Source organism: Variovorax sp. DAIF25 (assembly GCF_050711835.1).
In the GTDB taxonomy this organism is placed as follows: domain Bacteria; phylum Pseudomonadota; class Gammaproteobacteria; order Burkholderiales; family Burkholderiaceae_C; genus Variovorax.
This window is the reverse complement of sequence record NZ_CP136637.1, coordinates 257338-274879: the sequence shown is the minus strand read 5'-3', so window position 1 is coordinate 274879 and position 17542 is coordinate 257338. Positions and strand designations below refer to the sequence as shown.

Annotated in this window: 18 protein-coding genes; 12 read left to right on the top strand and 6 right to left on the bottom strand. The window is 71.3% G+C overall.

What is annotated here, in order from left to right:
* Window positions 1-3: 3 nt before the first annotated feature.
* Window positions 4-807 carry a GntR family transcriptional regulator gene (locus R0232_RS35415; RefSeq protein ID WP_093346201.1) on the bottom strand — a complete coding sequence of 268 codons (804 nt, stop codon included), beginning with the start codon at window positions 805-807 and terminating at the stop codon, window positions 4-6.
* A 135-nt stretch (window positions 808-942) separates the two neighbouring features.
* On the opposite strand from R0232_RS35415, the gene R0232_RS35410 reads away from it, so the two are divergent.
* From R0232_RS35410 to R0232_RS35380, 7 genes are all read left to right on the top strand, one after another.
* Window positions 943-1806 (top strand): isocitrate lyase/PEP mutase family protein, encoded by an 864-nt coding sequence (locus R0232_RS35410; protein WP_431513954.1) that lies wholly within the window; start codon window positions 943-945, stop codon window positions 1804-1806.
* Between the two features lie 5 nt (window positions 1807-1811).
* A complete protein-coding gene (locus R0232_RS35405) occupies window positions 1812-3230 on the top strand; it encodes a 3-isopropylmalate dehydratase large subunit (protein WP_431513953.1) in 1419 nt (472 codons plus the stop codon).
* Window positions 3231-3232: 2 nt separating this feature from the next.
* A complete protein-coding gene (leuD, locus tag R0232_RS35400; RefSeq protein ID WP_431513952.1) occupies window positions 3233-3859 on the top strand; it encodes a 3-isopropylmalate dehydratase small subunit in 627 nt (208 codons plus the stop codon).
* Between the two features lie 210 nt (window positions 3860-4069).
* Window positions 4070-4861: a tripartite tricarboxylate transporter substrate binding protein gene (locus tag R0232_RS35395; protein ID WP_431513951.1), complete on the top strand. Its 792-nt coding sequence runs from the start codon at window positions 4070-4072 to the stop codon at window positions 4859-4861.
* 4 nt (window positions 4862-4865) lie between these two features.
* Window positions 4866-6047: a 2-methylaconitate cis-trans isomerase PrpF family protein gene (locus R0232_RS35390; RefSeq protein WP_431513950.1), complete on the top strand. Its 1182-nt coding sequence runs from the start codon at window positions 4866-4868 to the stop codon at window positions 6045-6047.
* A 38-nt stretch (window positions 6048-6085) separates the two neighbouring features.
* Window positions 6086-7084, top strand: a complete 999-nt coding sequence (locus R0232_RS35385) for a Bug family tripartite tricarboxylate transporter substrate binding protein (protein ID WP_431513949.1) — start codon at window positions 6086-6088, stop codon at window positions 7082-7084.
* A 3-nt stretch (window positions 7085-7087) separates the two neighbouring features.
* Entirely contained in the window at window positions 7088-8224 is a 1137-nt protein-coding gene (locus tag R0232_RS35380; RefSeq protein WP_431513948.1) for a 2-methylaconitate cis-trans isomerase PrpF family protein, read from the top strand.
* Window positions 8225-8233: 9 nt separating this feature from the next.
* Here R0232_RS35380 and R0232_RS35375 read toward each other — a convergent pair whose 3' ends face one another.
* Window positions 8234-9160 (bottom strand): cupin domain-containing protein, encoded by a 927-nt coding sequence (locus R0232_RS35375; protein ID WP_431513947.1) that lies wholly within the window; start codon window positions 9158-9160, stop codon window positions 8234-8236.
* Window positions 9161-9261: 101 nt separating this feature from the next.
* Between R0232_RS35375 and R0232_RS35370 the strand changes: the two genes are divergently transcribed.
* Both R0232_RS35370 and R0232_RS35365 read left to right on the top strand, forming a co-directional pair.
* Window positions 9262-10014, top strand: a complete 753-nt coding sequence (locus R0232_RS35370) for an SDR family oxidoreductase (RefSeq protein ID WP_431513946.1) — start codon at window positions 9262-9264, stop codon at window positions 10012-10014.
* Between the two features lie 322 nt (window positions 10015-10336).
* Window positions 10337-10519, top strand: a complete 183-nt coding sequence (locus tag R0232_RS35365) for a hypothetical protein (protein WP_057591873.1) — start codon at window positions 10337-10339, stop codon at window positions 10517-10519.
* Between the two features lie 17 nt (window positions 10520-10536).
* Here R0232_RS35365 and R0232_RS35360 read toward each other — a convergent pair whose 3' ends face one another.
* The 4 genes from R0232_RS35360 to R0232_RS35345 form a co-directional block, all read right to left on the bottom strand.
* Window positions 10537-12180, bottom strand: coding sequence for an amidase family protein (locus tag R0232_RS35360; RefSeq protein WP_431513945.1), 1644 nt, complete (start codon window positions 12178-12180; stop codon window positions 10537-10539).
* Window positions 12181-12239: 59 nt separating this feature from the next.
* Window positions 12240-12425 (bottom strand): hypothetical protein, encoded by a 186-nt coding sequence (locus R0232_RS35355; protein WP_431513944.1) that lies wholly within the window; start codon window positions 12423-12425, stop codon window positions 12240-12242.
* 35 nt (window positions 12426-12460) lie between these two features.
* Window positions 12461-14455: a M14 family zinc carboxypeptidase gene (locus R0232_RS35350; RefSeq protein WP_431513943.1), complete on the bottom strand. Its 1995-nt coding sequence runs from the start codon at window positions 14453-14455 to the stop codon at window positions 12461-12463.
* A gap of 290 nt (window positions 14456-14745) precedes the next feature.
* Window positions 14746-15627, bottom strand: coding sequence for a LysR family transcriptional regulator (locus R0232_RS35345; RefSeq protein WP_057591871.1), 882 nt, complete (start codon window positions 15625-15627; stop codon window positions 14746-14748).
* Between the two features lie 200 nt (window positions 15628-15827).
* On the opposite strand from R0232_RS35345, the gene R0232_RS35340 reads away from it, so the two are divergent.
* Genes R0232_RS35340 through R0232_RS35330 form a run of 3 tightly spaced genes read left to right on the top strand, consistent with a single transcriptional unit; the run spans window position 15828 to window position 17533 of the window.
* Window positions 15828-16298 (top strand): PCC domain-containing protein, encoded by a 471-nt coding sequence (locus R0232_RS35340; protein WP_431513942.1) that lies wholly within the window; start codon window positions 15828-15830, stop codon window positions 16296-16298.
* Entirely contained in the window at window positions 16291-16692 is a 402-nt protein-coding gene (locus R0232_RS35335) for a PPC domain-containing DNA-binding protein (RefSeq protein WP_431513941.1), read from the top strand. The genes R0232_RS35340 and R0232_RS35335 overlap by 8 nt, the downstream gene beginning before the upstream one ends.
* Before the next feature lie 22 nt (window positions 16693-16714).
* Window positions 16715-17533, top strand: a complete 819-nt coding sequence (locus R0232_RS35330) for an SDR family NAD(P)-dependent oxidoreductase (RefSeq protein ID WP_057591868.1) — start codon at window positions 16715-16717, stop codon at window positions 17531-17533.
* Window positions 17534-17542 lie beyond the last annotated feature (9 nt).

Below are 17542 nucleotides of genomic sequence, written 5' to 3'. Positions count from 1 at the left end.
GGCTCAGCCCTCAGGCAGCTCCAGGTCATGCACGATCTGCCCCGCCCCCATCGTGTTCACCGCCTCGGCCGGCACCTCCATCAGCACGCGGCTGCGCTCGCCCGTGAAATGGATGGTGATGTACTGCACCGGCCGCTTGCGCCGGTCGTGCAGCAGCCGCACCAGCCGCACCAGCGGCGCGCCGAGGTCCACGCGCAGAAGGCCGGCGAGCACGGGGTCGGCCGCGACGGCGGTCACCTCCTGGATCACGCGGCCGAACTTGATGCCCTCGGCCATCAGGATCTCGAACAGCGCGCGCTTCTGCAACTCGGAGGCGGTCACGTGCCGGCCGACTTCCTGCGGCACCCAGGCATCGGTGACCATCATCGGCGTGCCATGCGCCGAACGCAGGCGCACCGCGTGAACGGCGACCGCGCCCGCCTCCAGCTGCAGCTGCTGCGCCACTGTCGGCGGCGCGAGGGCCGTCTCGACCTTGAGCACGGTCACCTCGGTCTCGCGCGCCTGCCGGCCCAGCGATTCGATCAGGCCGAACGAAGGCTGCGGGCGCTGCGCGCGCGGCACGGCGCGCACGAAGGTGCCGCGGCCCGGCCGCTTCTCGACCAGCCCCAGGTGTTCCAGGTCCGACACCGCGCGCCGCACGGTGATGCGCGAGACGTCGAACTGGGCGCACAGCGCGTCCTCGGCCGGAATCAGCTCGCCCACGCCATAGGCGCCCTGGGCGATCTGGTCGCGCAGCACCATGAAGAGCTGCCGGTGCAGCGCGGTGCCGGGTTCGCGGCGCAGTTGGGAAGGGTTCGGTGTGTCCATGGAGAGCAGTGCTTCGGCGGCGCGGGCCGCCCGCGCGTTCGGCCGATTGTGCCCGCCCATTCAGGCATACCCTAACAACGTCGAAAGGTTATAGCATTATGATGTCATCACTAAATCACTTCGACGCCTTGCTCCATGACCACCGCCCACGACCTGCGCCAGCTGCTCTCCCGTCCCGAACTCGTCGTCGCCCCCGGCGCCTATGACGGCATGACCGCGAAGATGGTCGAGGCGGCCGGCTTCGCCTGCGTCTACATGACCGGCGCCGGCGCCTCGGCCGCGCGCGGCTTTCCCGACTACGGCCTGCTGTCGATGACCGAGATGGCCGAGGCCGCGGGCGTGCTGGCGCGCTCGGTCGGCGTGCCGGTCATCGCCGATGCCGACACCGGCTACGGCAACGAGCTCAACGTGACGCGCACCGTGCGCGAGTACGAGATGCGCGGCGTGGCCGGGCTGCATATCGAGGACCAGGTTGCGCCCAAGCGCTGCGGCCATCTCGACGGCAAGGAGGTGATTCCGCGCGACCAGTTCGTCGCCAAGATCCGCGCCGCCCTCGCCGCCCGGCGCGACCCGGCCTTCCTGGTGATCGCGCGCACCGATGCGCGCGCGATGCTCGGGCTCGACGAGGCGGTGGAACGCGCACGCGAGGCGCTGGCCGCCGGTGCCGACATGGTGTTCGTCGAGGCCGCGCAATCGATGGAGGAGCTGGCCTCGATCCCGCGGCGGGTCGAGGGGCCGTGCCTGCTCAACATCGTGCGCGGCGGCAAGACGCCCGACCTGGACCTGGCGGCGGCGCAGCAGATGGGCTATCGCCTCGCGATCCTGCCGAGTCTGCTGATCGGCGCCGCCGCCTCGGCCTGCGAGCAGGCGCTGTCGGCCCTGCGCAGCACGGGCCAGCCGCCGAGTTCGGCCCATGCGCCCGGCGTGGCCGAGCGCTTCCGGCGCCTGGGCGCCGCGGAGTGGGATGCGCTGCGCACGCGCTTCCAGGCGGCGGAATGACCGCCATGACGACCTCCTCCACCGCCGCACCGCGCACGCTGTTCGACAAGGTCTGGGACGCGCACGTGGTCCAGCCCCTGCCCGACGGCTGGGACCTGCTGCACATCGACCGCCACCTGCTGCACGACCTCTCGGGCACCGCCGGCCTGCGCGAGCTGGCCGAGCGCGGCCTGCCGGTGCGCAATCCCGAGCTGGCCTTCGCCACGCCCGACCATGCCGTCTCGAGCGCGCCGGGCCGCACCGGCCAGAGCTTCGCGGGCGGCGTGCATCTGTACCAGGGCCTCAAGCTGCTGACGCGCGGTGCCGGCATCCGCCTGTTCGACCTGGGGCAGCCCGGCCAGGGCATCGTGCATGTGATGGGACCGGAACTCGGCATCGTGCAGCCCGGCATGACGCTGATCTGCGGCGACAGCCACACCTGCACCAACGGCGCCCTCGGTGCGATCGCCTTCGGCGTGGGTTCGTCCGAGGTCACGCATGCGCTCGCGAGCCAGACGCTGGTGCTGCGCCGGCCGCGCACCCTGCGCGTGCACTTCGACGGACTGCCGGGTGCCGGCGTGGGCGCCAAGGACCTCGCGCTCGCGATGATCGCCCGGCTCGGTGCCAGCGCCGGCACGGGCTTCGCGGTGGAGTACGCCGGCGAGGCCGTGCGCGCGATGGAGATCGAGCAGCGCATGACGCTGTGCAATCTCTCGATCGAGCTGGGCGCGCGCATCGGCATGGTGGCGCCCGACGCGAAGACCGAGGCCTATCTGCGCGGCCGGGACTTCGCGCCGCCCGAGGCGCGCTTCGCCGAAGCGGCTGCGTATTGGCGCGGCCTTCCGAGCGACCCCGGCGCGGTCTACGCGCGCGAGGCGCGGATCGACGCGAGCGCCGTGGCGCCCACGCTGACCTGGGGCACGAGCCCGGAGCATGCGATCGCGATCGACGCGCGCATTCCCGATCCCGCCGATGCCACCGACGCCTCGCAGCGCCAGGCTTGGCAGGGCGCGCTCGACTACATGGGGCTCGCGGCCGGCGCGCCGCTGCAGGGCCAGCGCGTGGACCGCGTGTTCATCGGCTCGTGCACCAACTCCCGGCTGTCGGACCTGCGCGAGGCCGCGGCCCTGCTGCGCGGCCGGCGCGTGGCCTCGCATGTGCGGGCCTGGGTGGTGCCGGGCTCGGAGAACGTCAAGCGCGCGGCCGAGCGCGAAGGCCTGGACCGGCTGTTCCGAGAAGCCGGCTTCGAATGGCGCGAACCGGGCTGCAGCATGTGCGTGGCCGCGAACGGCGAGCAGGCCGCACCGGGCGAGCGCGTGGTCTCGACCTCGAACCGCAACTTCGTCGGCCGCCAGGGCCCGGGCGCGCGCACCCACCTCGCCAGCCCGGCCAGCGCCGTCGCGGCCGCGCTGGCCGGCGCCATCGCCGATCCACGGAGCCTCTGAGCATGCAGCCCTTCACCCTCCTGCGCGGCGCCGCGGCGCCGCTTTCCATCGACAACGTCGACACCGACCTGATCGTGCGCATCGAGCGCCTCACCAGCCTCGCGCGCGGCGAGCTCGGCCCCTGGGCCTTCGAGGCGCTGCGCTTTCGCGCCGACGGCAGCGAAGACCCGGCGTTCGTGCTCAACCAGCCGCGCTGGCGCGAGGCACCGATCCTGGTGGCCGGCCGCAACTTCGGCTGCGGGTCGTCGCGCGAGGGCGCCGTGTGGGCGCTGCTGGCGCGCGGCATCCGCTGCGTGATCGCCGAGAGCTTCGGCGACATCTTCCACGCCAACTGCTTCCAGAACGGCGTGCTGCCCATCCGCCTCGCGCCCTCCGAACTGGCGCGCGCCCATGCGGCCTGCACCGCCGAGGGACCGTGGCAGGTCGACCTGCGCACGCAGCGCATCGCGCTGCCCGACGGCGCCGAGCTGCCCTTCGAGGTCGATCCGCTGCGCCGCGAAGCCCTGCTCGAAGGGCTCGACGACATCGGCCGCACGCTCAAGCTGCGCGGTGCCGTCGATGCCTGGCAGGCGCGCGACCGCGCGGCCCGCCCCTGGGCCTGGCCGGCAGCCGCCGTGCCGCAATCCTGACCACCGGAGACCGCCTTTCATGTTCGACACATCCCTTCGCTCGACGGCGCGCCGCTGGCTGCCCGCGCTCTGCGCGGCCTGCGGCTTCGGCGCCGCCACGGTCCAGGCCCAGACCGCCTGGGCGCCGCAACGTCCGGTCACGCTGGTCGTGCCCTACAACCCCGGCGCGGCACCGACGCCACCGCGCGCGCCGTCGCGAGCCGCCTGTCGGTGCTGTGGAAGCAGCCGGTGCTGGTCGAGAACCTCGGCGGCGCCGACGGCCTGATCGGCACCCGGCGCGTGATCGAGGCCGCGCCCGACGGCTACACGCTGCTGTTCCAGGTGCCCTCGCTGCTGCTGATGAAGTACCAGCGCAGCCTCAAGGCGATCGACCCCGTGACCCGGCTCACGCCCGTGACCGCGGTGGCGACTTCGCCGACCGCGCTGGTGATGACGGCCACCCTGCCCTTCAAGACCCTGCCCGAGCTCATCGCCCATTGCCGCACCAGGCCCTGCAACGCGGGCAGCGGCGAGAACAGCTCCAAGGTGCGGGCGCAGAAGTTCGCGGCCGACTACCAGCTGCGCGACCTCGCGGTCGTCAACTACAAGGGCACCTCGCCGATCGTGGGCGACCTGGTCTCGGGCAATCTCACGATGGCCTTCACCGGCATCACGGCCGCGATGCCGCTGCACAAGGCCGGGCGCGTGCGCATCCTCGTGACCAACGGCGAGCGGCGCGCGCAGGCCCTGCCCGAGGTGCCGACCAGCCTCGAGGCCGGCTGGCCCGACTCTTATTCGGTGACCTGGTACGGCGTGTTCGCGCCCAAGGGAACGCCGCCCGCGATCGCGCGCGCCATCGCCGATGCCACGCGCGAAGCCGGCAAGGACGCCCATGTGCGCGAGGCCCTGGCGGTCGCGGGGGCGGAGCCGGCCTTCACCAGCCCGGCCGCCTTCGAGACCATGATCCGCGAGGACGATGCGCGCCTCGCTGCACTGGTCAAGCGCTTCCCGCTCGAGGACTGATGCGATGCAAGTCATGGGCGAACAGGTCGGCGTGCCCTGCACCGTGCTGCGCGGCGGCACCAGCAAGGGCCTCTACTTCAACGCCGCCGACCTGCCGCCCGCGGGCGCGCGGCGCGACCGCCTGCTGATGGCGCTGCTCGGCGCGCACGACCTGCTGCAGATCGACGGCCTCGGTGGCTCGCGGCTGGTCACGGCCAAGCTCGCGATCGTCGGGCCGCCCACACACCCCCAGGCCGACGTGGACTACACCTACGGCATCGTGCCGCCGGGCGAGGGCCGCGTGGTCTTCACGAGCAACTGCGGCAACATCTCGGCGGGCGTGGGGCCGTTCGCGATTGATGCCGGGTTGGTGCGCGCCGAAGGCCCCGTGGCGCGCGTGCGCATCCACAACACGAACACCGGCAAGCTGCTGGTGGCGCATGTGCCCGTGGCCGATGGCCATGCGCGCGTGCGCGGCGACTTCGCGATCCCCGGCGTGCCCGGCACCGGCGCACGGATCTTCATGGACTACCGCGCCACCATCGGCGCCAAGACCGGCCGCGGCATGCCCACGGGCCATGCGCGCGACGAGATCGCGCTCGACGACGGGCGGCGCTTCGAGGTCAGCCTCTGCGACGTCGGCAACCCCTGCGTCTTCGTCGCGGCCGATGCCCTGGGTCTCTCGGGCACCGAGCTGCCGAACGCGATCGATGCCGATGCCGCGCTGCTGTCGACCTTGAAGGCGCTGCGTGCGCGCGCGGCCGCCCTGCTCGGCCTGTGCGGCCACTGGCGCGAGGCCGACAGCGTGTCGCCCGCGCTGCCGCTGGTCGTGATCGTCGCGCCGCCCACCGCCTATGCCGATGCCCAGGGCCGCGCCGTGGCGGCCGCGCAGGTCGACCTGTGCGCGCGGCTGGTGTTCTACGGCCGCTGCCACGAAAGCATGGCGGGCACCGGCGCGATCTGCACCGCGGCCTGCGCGAGCGTCGAGGGCTCGGTGGTGCATGCGGCGGCGCGCGGCATCGACGCACGCGTCGTGCCCGACAGCCTGCACATCGGCCATCCGCTCGGCGCGATGCGCGTCGACGTGCAGGGGCGCTGCGAGGCCTCGCGGCCGCTGGCCTTCGAGGCGCTGGGCTTCGCGCGCACGGCGCGCCGCCTGATGGACGGCACGGCCTGGGTGCCGCGGTCGGTGCTGGACCCGACCTGAGCCGTTCCCGATCCCCGAACACATTCCAAGGAGACTTCATGCATTCGAACCCCTCTCGCCGCCGCTTCCTCGGGCAGTGCGCGGCCGCGGCCACCACCGCTTCGCTCGTGCCCTCGCTCGCATGGGCGCAAGGCGACGGCTATCCCTCGCGCCCGATCCGCATCGTCGTCGGCTATCCGCCGGGGCAGACCGTGGACACCGGCGCGCGCTCTCTGTCGATCGCGCTCACCGAGATCCTCGGCAAGCCGGTGTTCGTCGACAACAAGGCCGGCGCCAACGGCATCCTCGGCGCGCAGGACGTGCGCAACGCGGCGCCCGACGGCTACACGCTGCTGCTGGGCACCTCGGGCCAGTTGGCCATCAATCCCTCGATCTACGCCAAGCCCGGCTACGACCCGGTCAAGGACTTCGCGCCCGTCATGCTCAACGGCGTGGGCCGGCTCTACGTGGTGGTGCCGGCGGCCTCGCCCTTCCACACGCTGGCCGACCTCGTGGCCTATGCCAAAGCCCATCCGGGCAAGCTCAACTACGGTTCGGGCGGGCGCGGCATCACGGCCAACCTCGCGATGGAGATGCTCAAGAAGGCGGCCGGCGCCGACATCGTGCACGTGCCCTACAAGGGCTCGTCGGCCGCGCTCACCGACCTCATCGGCAGCCAGATCGACGTGATGATGGACGCGGGCGGGCTGGTGCTGCCGCAGGTGCGCCAGGGCAAGCTCAAGGTGCTCGGCGTGTCGAGCAAGGGCCGCTACAAGGAACTGCCGCAGGTTTCCACCATCGCCGAGCAGGGCTATCCGGGCTTCGAGGTCGCATCGTGGACCGCCGTGCTGGCCCCGGCCGCCACGCCGCCCGCCGTGGTCGAGAAGCTCAACAAGGCCCTGCTCCAGGCGCAGCGCCGTCCCGACGTGATCCGTTCGGCCGAGACCTCGGGCAGCGAGCTCGAGGGCGGGTCGCCCGAGCAGCTCAAGGCCTTCCTGATCGCCGAGAACCGCAAGTGGGGCGAGGCCGCGCGCGCCGCTGGTGTCACGCCGGAGTAAGCCATGGCGCATGACGACCCCAGCACCTTCGGCGAACAGCATGGCGTGCCCTGCGTGCTGATGCGCGGCGGCACCAGCAAGGCGCTGTTCTTCCACCTGCGCCACGTCCCGCCGCCGGGCCCGGCGCGCGACGCCTTCCTCAAGCGCGCCATGGGCACGCCCGACCCGCTGCAGATCGACGGCATGGGCGGCTCGCGGCTGGTCACGTCCAAGGTGGCGCTGATCGGTCCGTCGACGCGGCCCGATGCCGATGTCGACTACACCTTCGCGCAATGCGACGTGGAGCGCGACCTGATCGGCTACGACGCCAACTGCGGCAACATCTCCTCGGCCGTGGGGCCGTTCGCGGTCGACGAGGGGCTGGTCGAGGCTGTCGAGCCGCTCACCGTGGTGCGCATCCACAACACGAACACGGGCACCGTGCTGGTCGCGCGCGTGCAGGTGCGCGACGGCAAGGCGCGCGTGACGGGCGACTGCGCCATCGCGGGCGTGCCGGGCACCGGGGCCGAGATCCTCATGGACTACACCGACACGCTCGGTGCCAAGACGGGCCGCCTGTTGCCGACGGGCCAGCCGGTCGATGCGATCGCGCTGGAGGACGGACGCGAGGTGCAGGTCTCGATCGTCGATGCGGCCACGCCCTGCGTCTTCATCGCGGCCGAGTCGCTCGGGCTCCACGGCGACGAGCTGCCGCCCGCGATCGGTGGCGATCGCGCGCTCATCGAGACCATCGGCGAGATCCAGGCCCGGGCCGGCGAGCGCATCGGGCTCTACGCGCATTGGCGCGACGTGCATCTGCCGGGCCTGCCGCTGGCCGTGATCGTGGCGCCGGCCGGGCGCGAGGACAGCGACCTGCGCGCGCGCCTCGTGTTCCTCGGCAAGTGCCACGACAGCATGGCGGGCACGGGGTCGATCTGCACCGCGGCGGCCTCGCGCATTCCGGGCACGCGGGTCCATGCGGCCGCGGGCGACCGGCTGCGCGGCGAGGTGCTGCGCATCGGTCATCCGCTGGGCGTGATGGCGGTCAAGGTCGTCGCGCAGCCCGGTGCGGCGCTGCCGCGGTTCACGGCGCTGGGTCTTCAGCGCACGGCGCGACGCTTGATGGAGGGCGTGGTCTACGTGCCGGCCGAGACGGCGTGAACGCCGTGCTCAGGCACCGTCCGGCACCTGCGCGAGGCCCGCGTGCTCGCGCGCATACCGCGTCGGCGGCAGCCCGACGTGCCGCGCGAACGCACTGCTGAAGGTGTTCGCGGCGTTGTAGCCCACGCGTTGTGCGATCTCGGCCACGCTGCCCGCGTTGCGTCGCAGCAGGTCCTTCGCGAGCGCCATGCGCCAGGCCAGCAGGTATTCCATCGGCGCCACGCCGACGGTGCGGCCGAAGCGCTCGAAGAAGGTCGAGCGCGAGAGCGCGGCCTCGTGCGCGAGCTCGGCCACCGTCCAGTCGTGTGCCGGACGCTGGTGCATCGCGCGGATCGCGGCCGCGAGGCGCGGCTCGGCGAGGCCGCGCGCCAGCCCCGACGAGGCGTTCGTTCCGCCGGTGGAGCGCAGCGCCTCGATCAGCAGCAGTTCCAGCAGCCGCGCCAGCACGGGCTCGCGTGCCGGCCGCTGCTCGCGCGACTCCTCGCGCACGAACTGCACCAGCATCGCGAGCCGCTCCTCGCCGCGCACGTGCACGAATTGCGGCAGCAGCGACACCAGCAGCGAGGCATCGGGCGAATCGAAGCTGCAGTGGCCCGCGAGCATGCGCAGGTCGATCGCGCCCCGTGCATCGCCGACCCTGAATTCGCCATTGCCCAGCGGCACCGGCGGCGCGGTTTGCACGCCCGACGGTGGCGGCTCGAGGCTGCAGAGCGCGATGTGCCGGGCGGCGGGCACCAGCACGAAGTCGCCCGATTGCAGTTCGAGCGGCTCGCCCCCGTCGACCGCGAGGCGGCAGCCGCCCTCGAGGATCACGCAGTAGAAGGGTTCGCCCGCATCGGAGCGCTCGATGCGCCAGGGGCTGGCGCCGAACACGCGCTTGGAGAAGCGCGCGCTCGGCCGCAGCAGCATGACCACTTCGGCCAGGGGATCCACCATGTTCGGACGATTTCTGATGAGACTCGGACTCGGGATCGTAGCAAGTCCGGCCCTCACGGCCTATCGTCAGGCATCGATCACTCCCCTTCTCAAGGATCTCCATGACCCGGACCGTTCTCATCACCGGCTGCTCCTCGGGCTTCGGCCTCGAAACCGCGCGTTATTTCCTGGACCGCGACTGGCAGGTCGTCGCGACCATGCGCACCCCGCGCACCGACCTGCTGCCCGCATCGCCGCGCCTGCGCGTGCTCGCGCTCGACGTCACCGATCCACGGAGCATCGCGCGTGCCGTGGAAGCGGCCGGCCCCATCGATGTGCTCGTCAACAACGCGGGCTTCGGCGCGGCCTCGCCGGCCGAGCTCACGCCGCTGGCCACCGTGCGCCAGCTCTTCGAGACCAACACCTTCGGCACCCTCGCGCTGATGCAGGCGGTGCTGCCCCAGTTCCGGCAGCGCCGCGCGGGCGTGGTGGTCAACGTCACCTCGAGCGTGACGCTGAAGGCGCTGCCGCTGATCGCGGCCTACCGCGCGAGCAAGATGGCGGTCAATGCCTTCACCGAGTCGATGGCCATCGAGCTCGAGCCGCTGGGCGTGCGGCTGCGGCTGGTGCTGCCGGGCCGCTCGCCCGAGACGCGCTTCGGCGACAACGCGCGGCCGAACATGGCGGGCTTCGATCACGAGGACTATGCGGAGCTCGCGCAGAAAGTCTTCGCCCAGTTCCAGGACACGTCCGCCCCGACCACCCATGCGCTCGACGTCGCCGAGGCCGTGTGGCGCGCGGCCACCGATCCCGCGGCACCGATGCGCATCCCGGCCGGCGCCGATGCCGTCGCGTGGGCGGCCGAGGTGGGCTGAGCCATACCCGTTCGGCGCGCAGGCCGATTCGCGAGGCATCGCGCAGCCGGCTGCTATCCTCGGCGCGCTCCATGCGTCGTGCATCGAGACTCGCCGAGGACGACTTCGGCGCTGACGCACATTGAGGGACGGCCCTGCAACCTTGTCGAGGTGTTGCCATGGCCGAACTCCTTCGGGTCCTGCGGACCCTGCATCGAACGCTGCACGCGCAGCCGATGCCACGCCCCTTCCTCTTTCGCTGCATCGCGGTCACGCCCGGCCTCGCGCGGCTCGGCTATCGCCTGCGACCGTCGCGGGCTTGCGCGCATCGCCGAGGTGCCCGGTGATCGGCGCCGGCGGCTGGATGGGGCTGGTGCTCGCGGCGGGCATCGGCTATGCCGCCTGGGCGGCAAAACGCGATGGATGCGAGCAACGCGACGTCAAGGCGCTGCGCATCGGCAGCGGGCTCTGCCTGTTCGCCGCGGCGGTCGTCACCGCACTGGAGTTGCTGCTGGCGGCGGACTGAGACGGTCCGGCCCGCGCTCAGTTCGGCGGCGGGGTCTTCAGGAACTGCGGATTGCGCCGTGCCTTCGTGGCCTGCTCGAAGCCGTAGGCGATCGACAGCAGCTTCGGTTCGCTCCAGCGCGTGCCGACGAGGTAGATCCAGGTCGGCGTGCCGCGGCTGCTCATTCCGGTGGGCACCGAGATGCCGGGGTAGCCGGCCATCGCACCGCTGGGCGCCGGCGTGAGGATGGCGTCCACGTTGTTGGCCTGCAGCACGCGGTCGATCTCGGCCGCGACGCGTGCCTTCTGCTCCCGCGCCTTGCGTTCGTAGACGGCCTCGTCGGCCTTCAGCAACTGGACAGCCTCGTCGATCGATCGCTGCGGATAGGGCTTGCCCTCGGGATCGAGGGGCGCGGTCTTGTTGAAGGCCTGGAGTTCCTCGATGGTCTTGACGGGAATGCCGCGCCGGGTGGCGAGGTAGGCATTCAGTTCCCGGCCGAAGTAGTACGACAGCAGTATCGTTTCCTCGGGCCCGGATTCGTCGGGCAGGTCCACCGCCACCATGATGGCGCCGGCGCTTCGCATGGCGTCGATGACCTTCGGAAGCTCCGGAAAGAGGATCTCGCCGTAGCCCGAGAGGAAGAGCGAGGGATAGCCGACGCGCCTGCCCGCGAGCCCATCGGGCCGCAGGAACTGCGTGTAGTCCACCGCGTGGGTGCGCGCATCCGCGGTGGCCCCGTCCTTCGGATCGCTGGCCGCCATCGCCGACAGCAGGATCGCCGCGTCGCGCACCGTGCGTGCCATGGGCCCCGCCGTGTCCTGCGTGCTCGCGAGCGGGATGATGCCGGTCCTGCTGACCAGGCCGAGCGTGGGCCGGATCCCGACGATGCCGTTCATACCGGCCGGGCACAGGATCGAACCCTCGGTTTCGGTGCCGACCGCGAGGGGCGCGAAGCCCGCGGCCACCACCACGGCCGAGCCCGTGCTCGACCCGCAGGGACCCTGGTCGAGCACATGCGGATTCAACGTCCGCCCGCCCCGTCCGCTCCAGCCAGGGAACAAGGCCCCGTCGCGATAACCCGCCCATTCGCTGAGGTTCGTCTTGCCCAGGATGATCGCGCCCGCGTCGCGCAGCCGCCTGGCGACGAAGGCATCGCTGGCCGCGGGCTGTCCCACCATGGCCAGCGATCCCGCCGTGGTCTGCATCCGGTCGCCGGTGTCGATGTTGTCCTTGAGGAACAGCGGGATGCCGTGCAGGGGGCCGCGCGACTTGCCGCTCGCGCGCTCCGCGTCGCGCTGGTCGGCGATGGCCAGCGCATCGGGATTGAGTTCGATGACGGCGTTGAGGGTGGGCCCTCGCTTGTCGAGCATGTCGACGCGCTCCAGCAGGTAGGCCACCATGTCGCGCGAAGTGGCACCCTGCGCCGCCTTCTCGGCGAGGCCCGCGATGTCGGCGTACTCGATGCCTTCGAGCGAGGGCGGGACCACGGCGGGGCCGACCGGCGCGATGGGCACCGCGGGTTCGACGCCGGTGCCGTCGGTCGTTGCAGGCGGCGCCGCGGCGAACGGCGCGACCCTGGCGCCATCGCCACCGCCGCATGCCCAGAGCACGAGGCCGCAGAGCAGCACGCAACCGATCCTCGCGGCCGACACGTCGCGGCGCGGACGAACATCATTCTTCACTTTCACTCCTTGTGGATCGTGGGGAAACGAGGCGAGGGCCGTGGCATGTGGCCGCGACCTCAGGGCTTGCAGTTCGCATCGGTGCCCGGCGGGATCACCGGCGCGATGGTTCCGGTGCCGGGCCCGATGGCCGCCGGCAGGATGCGGGTGCTGCCTCCATCGCCACCGCCGCAGGCGCTGAGCACGAGGCAGGGAAGAAGCAGCGCGCACGCGCGCCGCGCAAGGATCGCGGGTTGGATCGGCATGAGGACTCCCTGTGTCTGGAACGGAACGCCGGCCCTCAGGCCGCGGGCTGCCCGGGCGGGCAGGGCTGCGGCGCATCCTTGGCCCGCACCTCGAGGAAGACCGCGTCGGGCGGTCCGGCCCTGCCCTTCTGGTTGATGCCCTGCACGTAGAGCAGGTGCTTGCCCGGCATGAAGGCCGAGGTGTCGATCACGCCCGACACCTTGACCCTGGGCCCCGCGCCGAAGGCCATGTCGGCGGTCGCGCGCAGCGGGATCGCCCGGGCCGCGCCGTCCCAGGGCGGCGTGTTGATGTAGGCGTTGGCGGCCTGGATGGGCTGCGGGTCGTGCCGGGTGACCGGCAGCCTGCTGTCGCCCTGTTCGTAGAGGTACCGGTCGTCGTCGATCGTCGCGGTCAGCGTGACGGACTCGCCCTGCCGGACCGTGGCCGCCGACAGCTGGATGTCGGCGGCGTCCGGCCCCAGCGGAAGCTGGTAGGGCGCCTTCAGCGTGCGGGCCGCATAGCGCAGCGAGGCCACGTTCTTCGGGAAGGTGTTCTTCTCGAACTCCTCGCAGGGCTCGTAGAACGAGGTGCCGAGCTCGATCGTGAACGAAGGCGCGCCGAGCTCGCCATAGAAGGTGTCGGTGGTCGTGCCGTCGGTGTCGTAGTCGATGATCTGCGTGGCGGCGTAGCCGTTGTACCAGGCGAGGCGCTGGGCGAAGGCCGCCATGCCGTCGTCGTTCGCCGTCTTGGAATCGCCGCGCAGCGACTCGCGCCGGATGCCCCATGGCCACAGCACCAGCTGCGAGAAGCTGTGGATGTCGATGTACAGGCCCTCGTAGTCGCCGGGCGCGCCGGTCGCGAAGTCGTTGGCCGCGGCCGTCCTTCGGTCGCGCAGCAGGCCACCCGTGAAGTTGCCGTCCTGCTGGCGCGTGCCCGCGACGTACCTGACGATGGCGGCGGTCTCGGGCTCGGACGCGGCGGAGGCGCCGCGGAAGGTCGCATCGCAGGCATCGCCGCTGGATCCCGCGCCCTTGGTGCTGTTCCAGCCGAACGGGAAATTGCGGTTCAGGTCCACGCCCGATTCGATGGGACCCATGAACTGGGACATGAACGGGTCGTCGGGCGCCTTGCAATAGCCGTCCGCGAGATTGACGTTCTTGCGCCATCCCGAGCCGAAACCCTGCGGCACGGCCTGCTCCGCGAGCTTCCGGCCATCGGGATTCGCATGCAGGATGAAGTGGAACTCGTTGTGGTCGAGCAGCCAGGTGGCCGTGGGATCGATGCCATGGTTCTTCACGAGCCATTCGGTGAAGCGCGTGGAGATCTCGGCCGGCGTGTACTCGCGTGCATGGATCGACGAGGTGGTGACCATGCGCGGCACGGTCTGGTCCTGGATGCGATCCCGGTTGCCGATGACGACGGCGCGCAGCGGATTGCCCTTGCTGTCGGGCAGCAGGTCGAAGTCGATCAGGCTGACGACGCTCTGTGGCAGGTACTTGATCAGCACGTTGCGAAACGACAGCAGCTGCGTCTGCACCCAGGTCTGTCCCACGGGCGCGACACGGATCAGCTTCGGATAGCGCGCGGCCAGCGCGTCGATGTCGAGGTTGGCCTGCTCGACCGTGCGGTAGCAGGCGGCATTGCCGCCGAACGGCGGATCGCCGGGCTTGCCCAGCTTCAACAGCTGCTGCCGCTGGCGCTGGAAGCCGCGGATCCGCTCGGAGCCTTCCACGTCGATCTCGACCGCGTAGCCCATGCCGCGCAGCCGTTCGACACCGCGCGTGTCGAGTTCCGTCGCGAGGGTCTTGCCGACCTTGTCGACCCGCATGTGATCGATCCAGCGCGACAGGCGCTGGATGTCCTCGCGCGACGCATAGGGCACGCGCACCGACCAGATGCGGCCCTGCTCGAGCTGCGCTGGCGGTGCGGCCGAGGGGTCGACGGTGCCCTGCGCGATCGCGGGTGGCGCGAGCTGTGCGAGCACGATCAGCCCGCAGAGCGCGAAACGAAGACGCGGGCGCCGAGGCGCGGCATGAAGACCGGGTGTCATGTGGGTTGTCCTGTGCTGCATTCCATGGAATCCACCGACCCGGCCCGATGTTCGGCAGGCCAGGTCGGCACCGTCGCGAAGGGGCATCGGCAACTCGCGTCCACACGGGTCCTCGACGGGACCGTGTCTTGGTATTGGATGGCGCATGGACGCGCGGGTGCGTTCCCTCCCTGTTCCGCACCCGAAGCAGGCTCACCGCGTGAGCAATGCCTGCTGGCGAAAAAGAATAAGGGCTCGAGCGTCCGAGCGAAACAGCCGCTCGTCCTTATTCTTTCGAGAAAGTCGGCGCGTCAGTCGCGCAGCCGCGGCAGCAGCGCGAGAAAGGCCTTGAGCAGCGGCGACTCGTCCGACTTGCGCCAGACCACCAGCGTGTCGACATGCGTCTTCTCGCCCTTGAGCGGACGGAACACCACGCCCTCGCGATGCAGTGCCTTCACGCAGGCCGGCACCAGCGCGACGCCCACGCCGCCCGAGACCAGGCTCACGATGGTGTTCATCTGGCGCGCCGGAAACATGCGCGGGCTGAAGCCGCGCCGCATGCAGGTGGCGACGATGGCGTCGAACATCTGCGGACCGATGTGGCGCTCGAAGCCCAGGAAGCGTTCGCTCGCGAAGCGCTCGAGCGCCACGCTGCCGGGCCGCGCGAGCGCATGCGTCTCGGGCAGCGCGAGGATCAGCGTGTCCTTCTGCACCAGCCGCGAGTCCAGCGTCGGCGGCATCTCGGCCGGCTGCAGGATCAGGCCGATGTCGAGCCGGCCCGACTGCACGTCGGCCAGGATCTGCTCGGTGATGCCCTCGCGCAGCGCGATGCTCGCGTTGGGATGGTTCTCGTTGAAGTCGCGCAGCACCTGCGGCAGGAAGGTGTAGGCCGGCAGGCTGATGAAGCCGACCGCGATCGAGCCCTTGAGGCCGGCCGCCGCATCCTTCGCATGGCGGCGCAGGCTCTCCATGCCGCCGAGCACGGCGCGCGCGTCGCGCAGGGCCTCCTCGCCCGCGCGCGTGATCGCGATGCGGCGCGAGCTGCGCTCGAACAGCGCGACGCCCAGTTCCTCCTCCAGCTCCTTGATCGCGAGGCTCACGGGCGGTTGCGAGAGATTGAGGCGCTCGGCGGCGCGGCCGAAGTGGAGTTCCTCGGCGACGGCGACCAGGCAGCGCAGGTGGCGGAGTTCCATCGATCTGAATCCTGTATTGATCGATCTGAATTGTAGATTTGTTGCTATGGATCGAGGCTCCTAGACTCCGCGGCCATGCGCCGGCCCTACCCCCTGCCGCGCAGTCAGGAGACAAAGTGAACAAGCAGTCGACGACGGCCCTGCCACGAGCAAGGACCGTGGTCCACCCTGGGCCCAGCGGCCCCGTGAGGATCAACCACATGCGTGCCGACCACGGTCGGCACTTCCGGCTTTCGCTGCCCGCGGGCCGCACCCTGCACGAGGGCCTGGTCGAGGCCCTGGCGCGCGAGGCGGTGCACAGCGCCTCGATGACGCTGCTCGGCGGCGACCTCGAGAGCCTGAGCTTCTGCATGGCCCTGCCCGACCCCTCGGGCCGCGTGCTCGCCACCTACGGCGCGCCGGTGCCGCTGCGCGGCGCGCGGCTGATCTTCGGCAATGCCACGCTGGGCCGCTCGGCGTCGAACACGCCGCTGGTCCACTGCCATGGCGCCTTCTGCGAGGCGGACGGCGCGGTGCGCGGCGGCCACATCCTCTGCGACCGCAGCGTGGTCGGCCGCGTGCCGGTCACGGTGCTCGTGACCGCGCTCGACAGCTTCGAGCTGCGCGTGGCCTACGACGAGGAGACGCGCATGCCGCTGATGCGCCCCGAGGCCAGGGCCGGCCATGTCTGAAGTCCACCGGATCGAACGCGGCCGCATGGGCCGCGTGGCCTACGCACGCATCGGCCCCAACGAAGACCTGATGCAGGGCGTCGAGAAGCTCTGCGTGGCCCAGGGCTTTCGCCATGCCTTCGTGCGCGGCGCGCTCGGCAGCCTGATCGACGCCTGCCTCGAGCGCCCCGACGGCGCCTGCCAGGTGATCCGCGGCCCGGCCATCGAGGTCGTGAGCCTGGCCGGCGAAGTGCGCCGGCAACCCGACGGCAGCCTGCGCTCTTCACTCACCGGCGTGGTCGCCGACACCGAGGGCCGGGTCTACGGCGGGCCCTTCGTGGCCGGCGCCAACACCGTGTGCGTCACCTTCGAGGTCACGCTCGAGGAGTGGCTGCCCGCCGACGACGACAACTGATTTCGACAACTGCAGGACTCCCATGACAGACACCTCCTCCTCCCGGCGCGTCGCCGTCGTCACCGGCGGCGCGCGCGGCATCGGCCTCGCGATCGGCCAATGGTTCCTCGCGCACGGCCACCAGGTCGCGCTGCTCGACAACGACCGCGCCACGCTCGAAGCGACCGGCCGCACGCTCGCGCAGCCCGATCGCGTGCTGACCGTGAACTGCGACGTGTCCGATCCCGCGCAGGTCGATGCGGCCGCGCATGCCGTGGTCGCGCGCTTCGGCCGCGTCGACGCGCTGGTCAACAACGCGGGCGTGGCGGTGTTCAAGCGCGTGGCCGAGACCAGCTTCGCCGACTGGCGCACGGTGCTCGGCACCAACCTCGACGGCGCCTTCCTCTGCACCCAGGCCTTCGGCGCGCTGATGGTGCAGGCCGGCGGCGGCGCGGTGGTGAACGTGGCCTCGATCTCCGGCCTGCGCGCGAGCACGCTGCGCGTGGCCTACGGCACCAGCAAGGCGGCGCTGATCCACCTGACCAAGCAGTACGCGGTGGAGCTCGGCAATGCCGGCGTGCGCGTGAACGTGATCGCGCCGGGCCCGGTCGAGACCGAGATGGCCAAGCTGGTCCACAGCGTGGCGATCCGCTCCGACTACTACGACGCGATCCCGCTCGGGCGCTACGGCAGCGTGGAGGAGATGGCGAACACGGTGGGCTTCCTGTGCAGCGACGCCGCCAGCTTCATCAACGGCCAGGTGATCGCGGTCGACGGCGGCTTCGATGCCGCGGGCGTCGGCCTGCCGACCCTGCGCCGTGGACTGCCGTCCGAACGCGCCGCCGAAGCCGCGCACGCCTGAAGGAGCCGC

What these genes read in the sequence shown, in the direction of transcription:
- R0232_RS35380 (WP_431513948.1), top strand. Translation starts at nt 7,088, where the DNA reads ATGGCGCATGACGACCCCAGCACCTTCGGCGAACAGCATGGCGTGCCC.
- R0232_RS35345 (WP_057591871.1), bottom strand. Translation starts at nt 15,627, where the DNA reads ATGGAACTCCGCCACCTGCGCTGCCTGGTCGCCGTCGCCGAGGAACTC.
- leuD (WP_431513952.1), top strand. Translation starts at nt 3,233, where the DNA reads ATGCAGCCCTTCACCCTCCTGCGCGGCGCCGCGGCGCCGCTTTCCATC.
- R0232_RS35415 (WP_093346201.1), bottom strand. Translation starts at nt 807, where the DNA reads ATGGACACACCGAACCCTTCCCAACTGCGCCGCGAACCCGGCACCGCG.
- R0232_RS35390 (WP_431513950.1), top strand. Translation starts at nt 4,866, where the DNA reads ATGCAAGTCATGGGCGAACAGGTCGGCGTGCCCTGCACCGTGCTGCGC.
- R0232_RS35350 (WP_431513943.1), bottom strand. Translation starts at nt 14,455, where the DNA reads ATGACACCCGGTCTTCATGCCGCGCCTCGGCGCCCGCGTCTTCGTTTC.
- R0232_RS35340 (WP_431513942.1), top strand. Translation starts at nt 15,828, where the DNA reads ATGCGTGCCGACCACGGTCGGCACTTCCGGCTTTCGCTGCCCGCGGGC.
- R0232_RS35335 (WP_431513941.1), top strand. Translation starts at nt 16,291, where the DNA reads ATGTCTGAAGTCCACCGGATCGAACGCGGCCGCATGGGCCGCGTGGCC.
- R0232_RS35385 (WP_431513949.1), top strand. Translation starts at nt 6,086, where the DNA reads ATGCATTCGAACCCCTCTCGCCGCCGCTTCCTCGGGCAGTGCGCGGCC.
- R0232_RS35370 (WP_431513946.1), top strand. Translation starts at nt 9,262, where the DNA reads ATGACCCGGACCGTTCTCATCACCGGCTGCTCCTCGGGCTTCGGCCTC.
- R0232_RS35355 (WP_431513944.1), bottom strand. Translation starts at nt 12,425, where the DNA reads ATGCCGATCCAACCCGCGATCCTTGCGCGGCGCGCGTGCGCGCTGCTT.
- R0232_RS35410 (WP_431513954.1), top strand. Translation starts at nt 943, where the DNA reads ATGACCACCGCCCACGACCTGCGCCAGCTGCTCTCCCGTCCCGAACTC.
- R0232_RS35330 (WP_057591868.1), top strand. Translation starts at nt 16,715, where the DNA reads ATGACAGACACCTCCTCCTCCCGGCGCGTCGCCGTCGTCACCGGCGGC.
- R0232_RS35375 (WP_431513947.1), bottom strand. Translation starts at nt 9,160, where the DNA reads ATGGTGGATCCCCTGGCCGAAGTGGTCATGCTGCTGCGGCCGAGCGCG.
- R0232_RS35405 (WP_431513953.1), top strand. Translation starts at nt 1,812, where the DNA reads ATGACGACCTCCTCCACCGCCGCACCGCGCACGCTGTTCGACAAGGTC.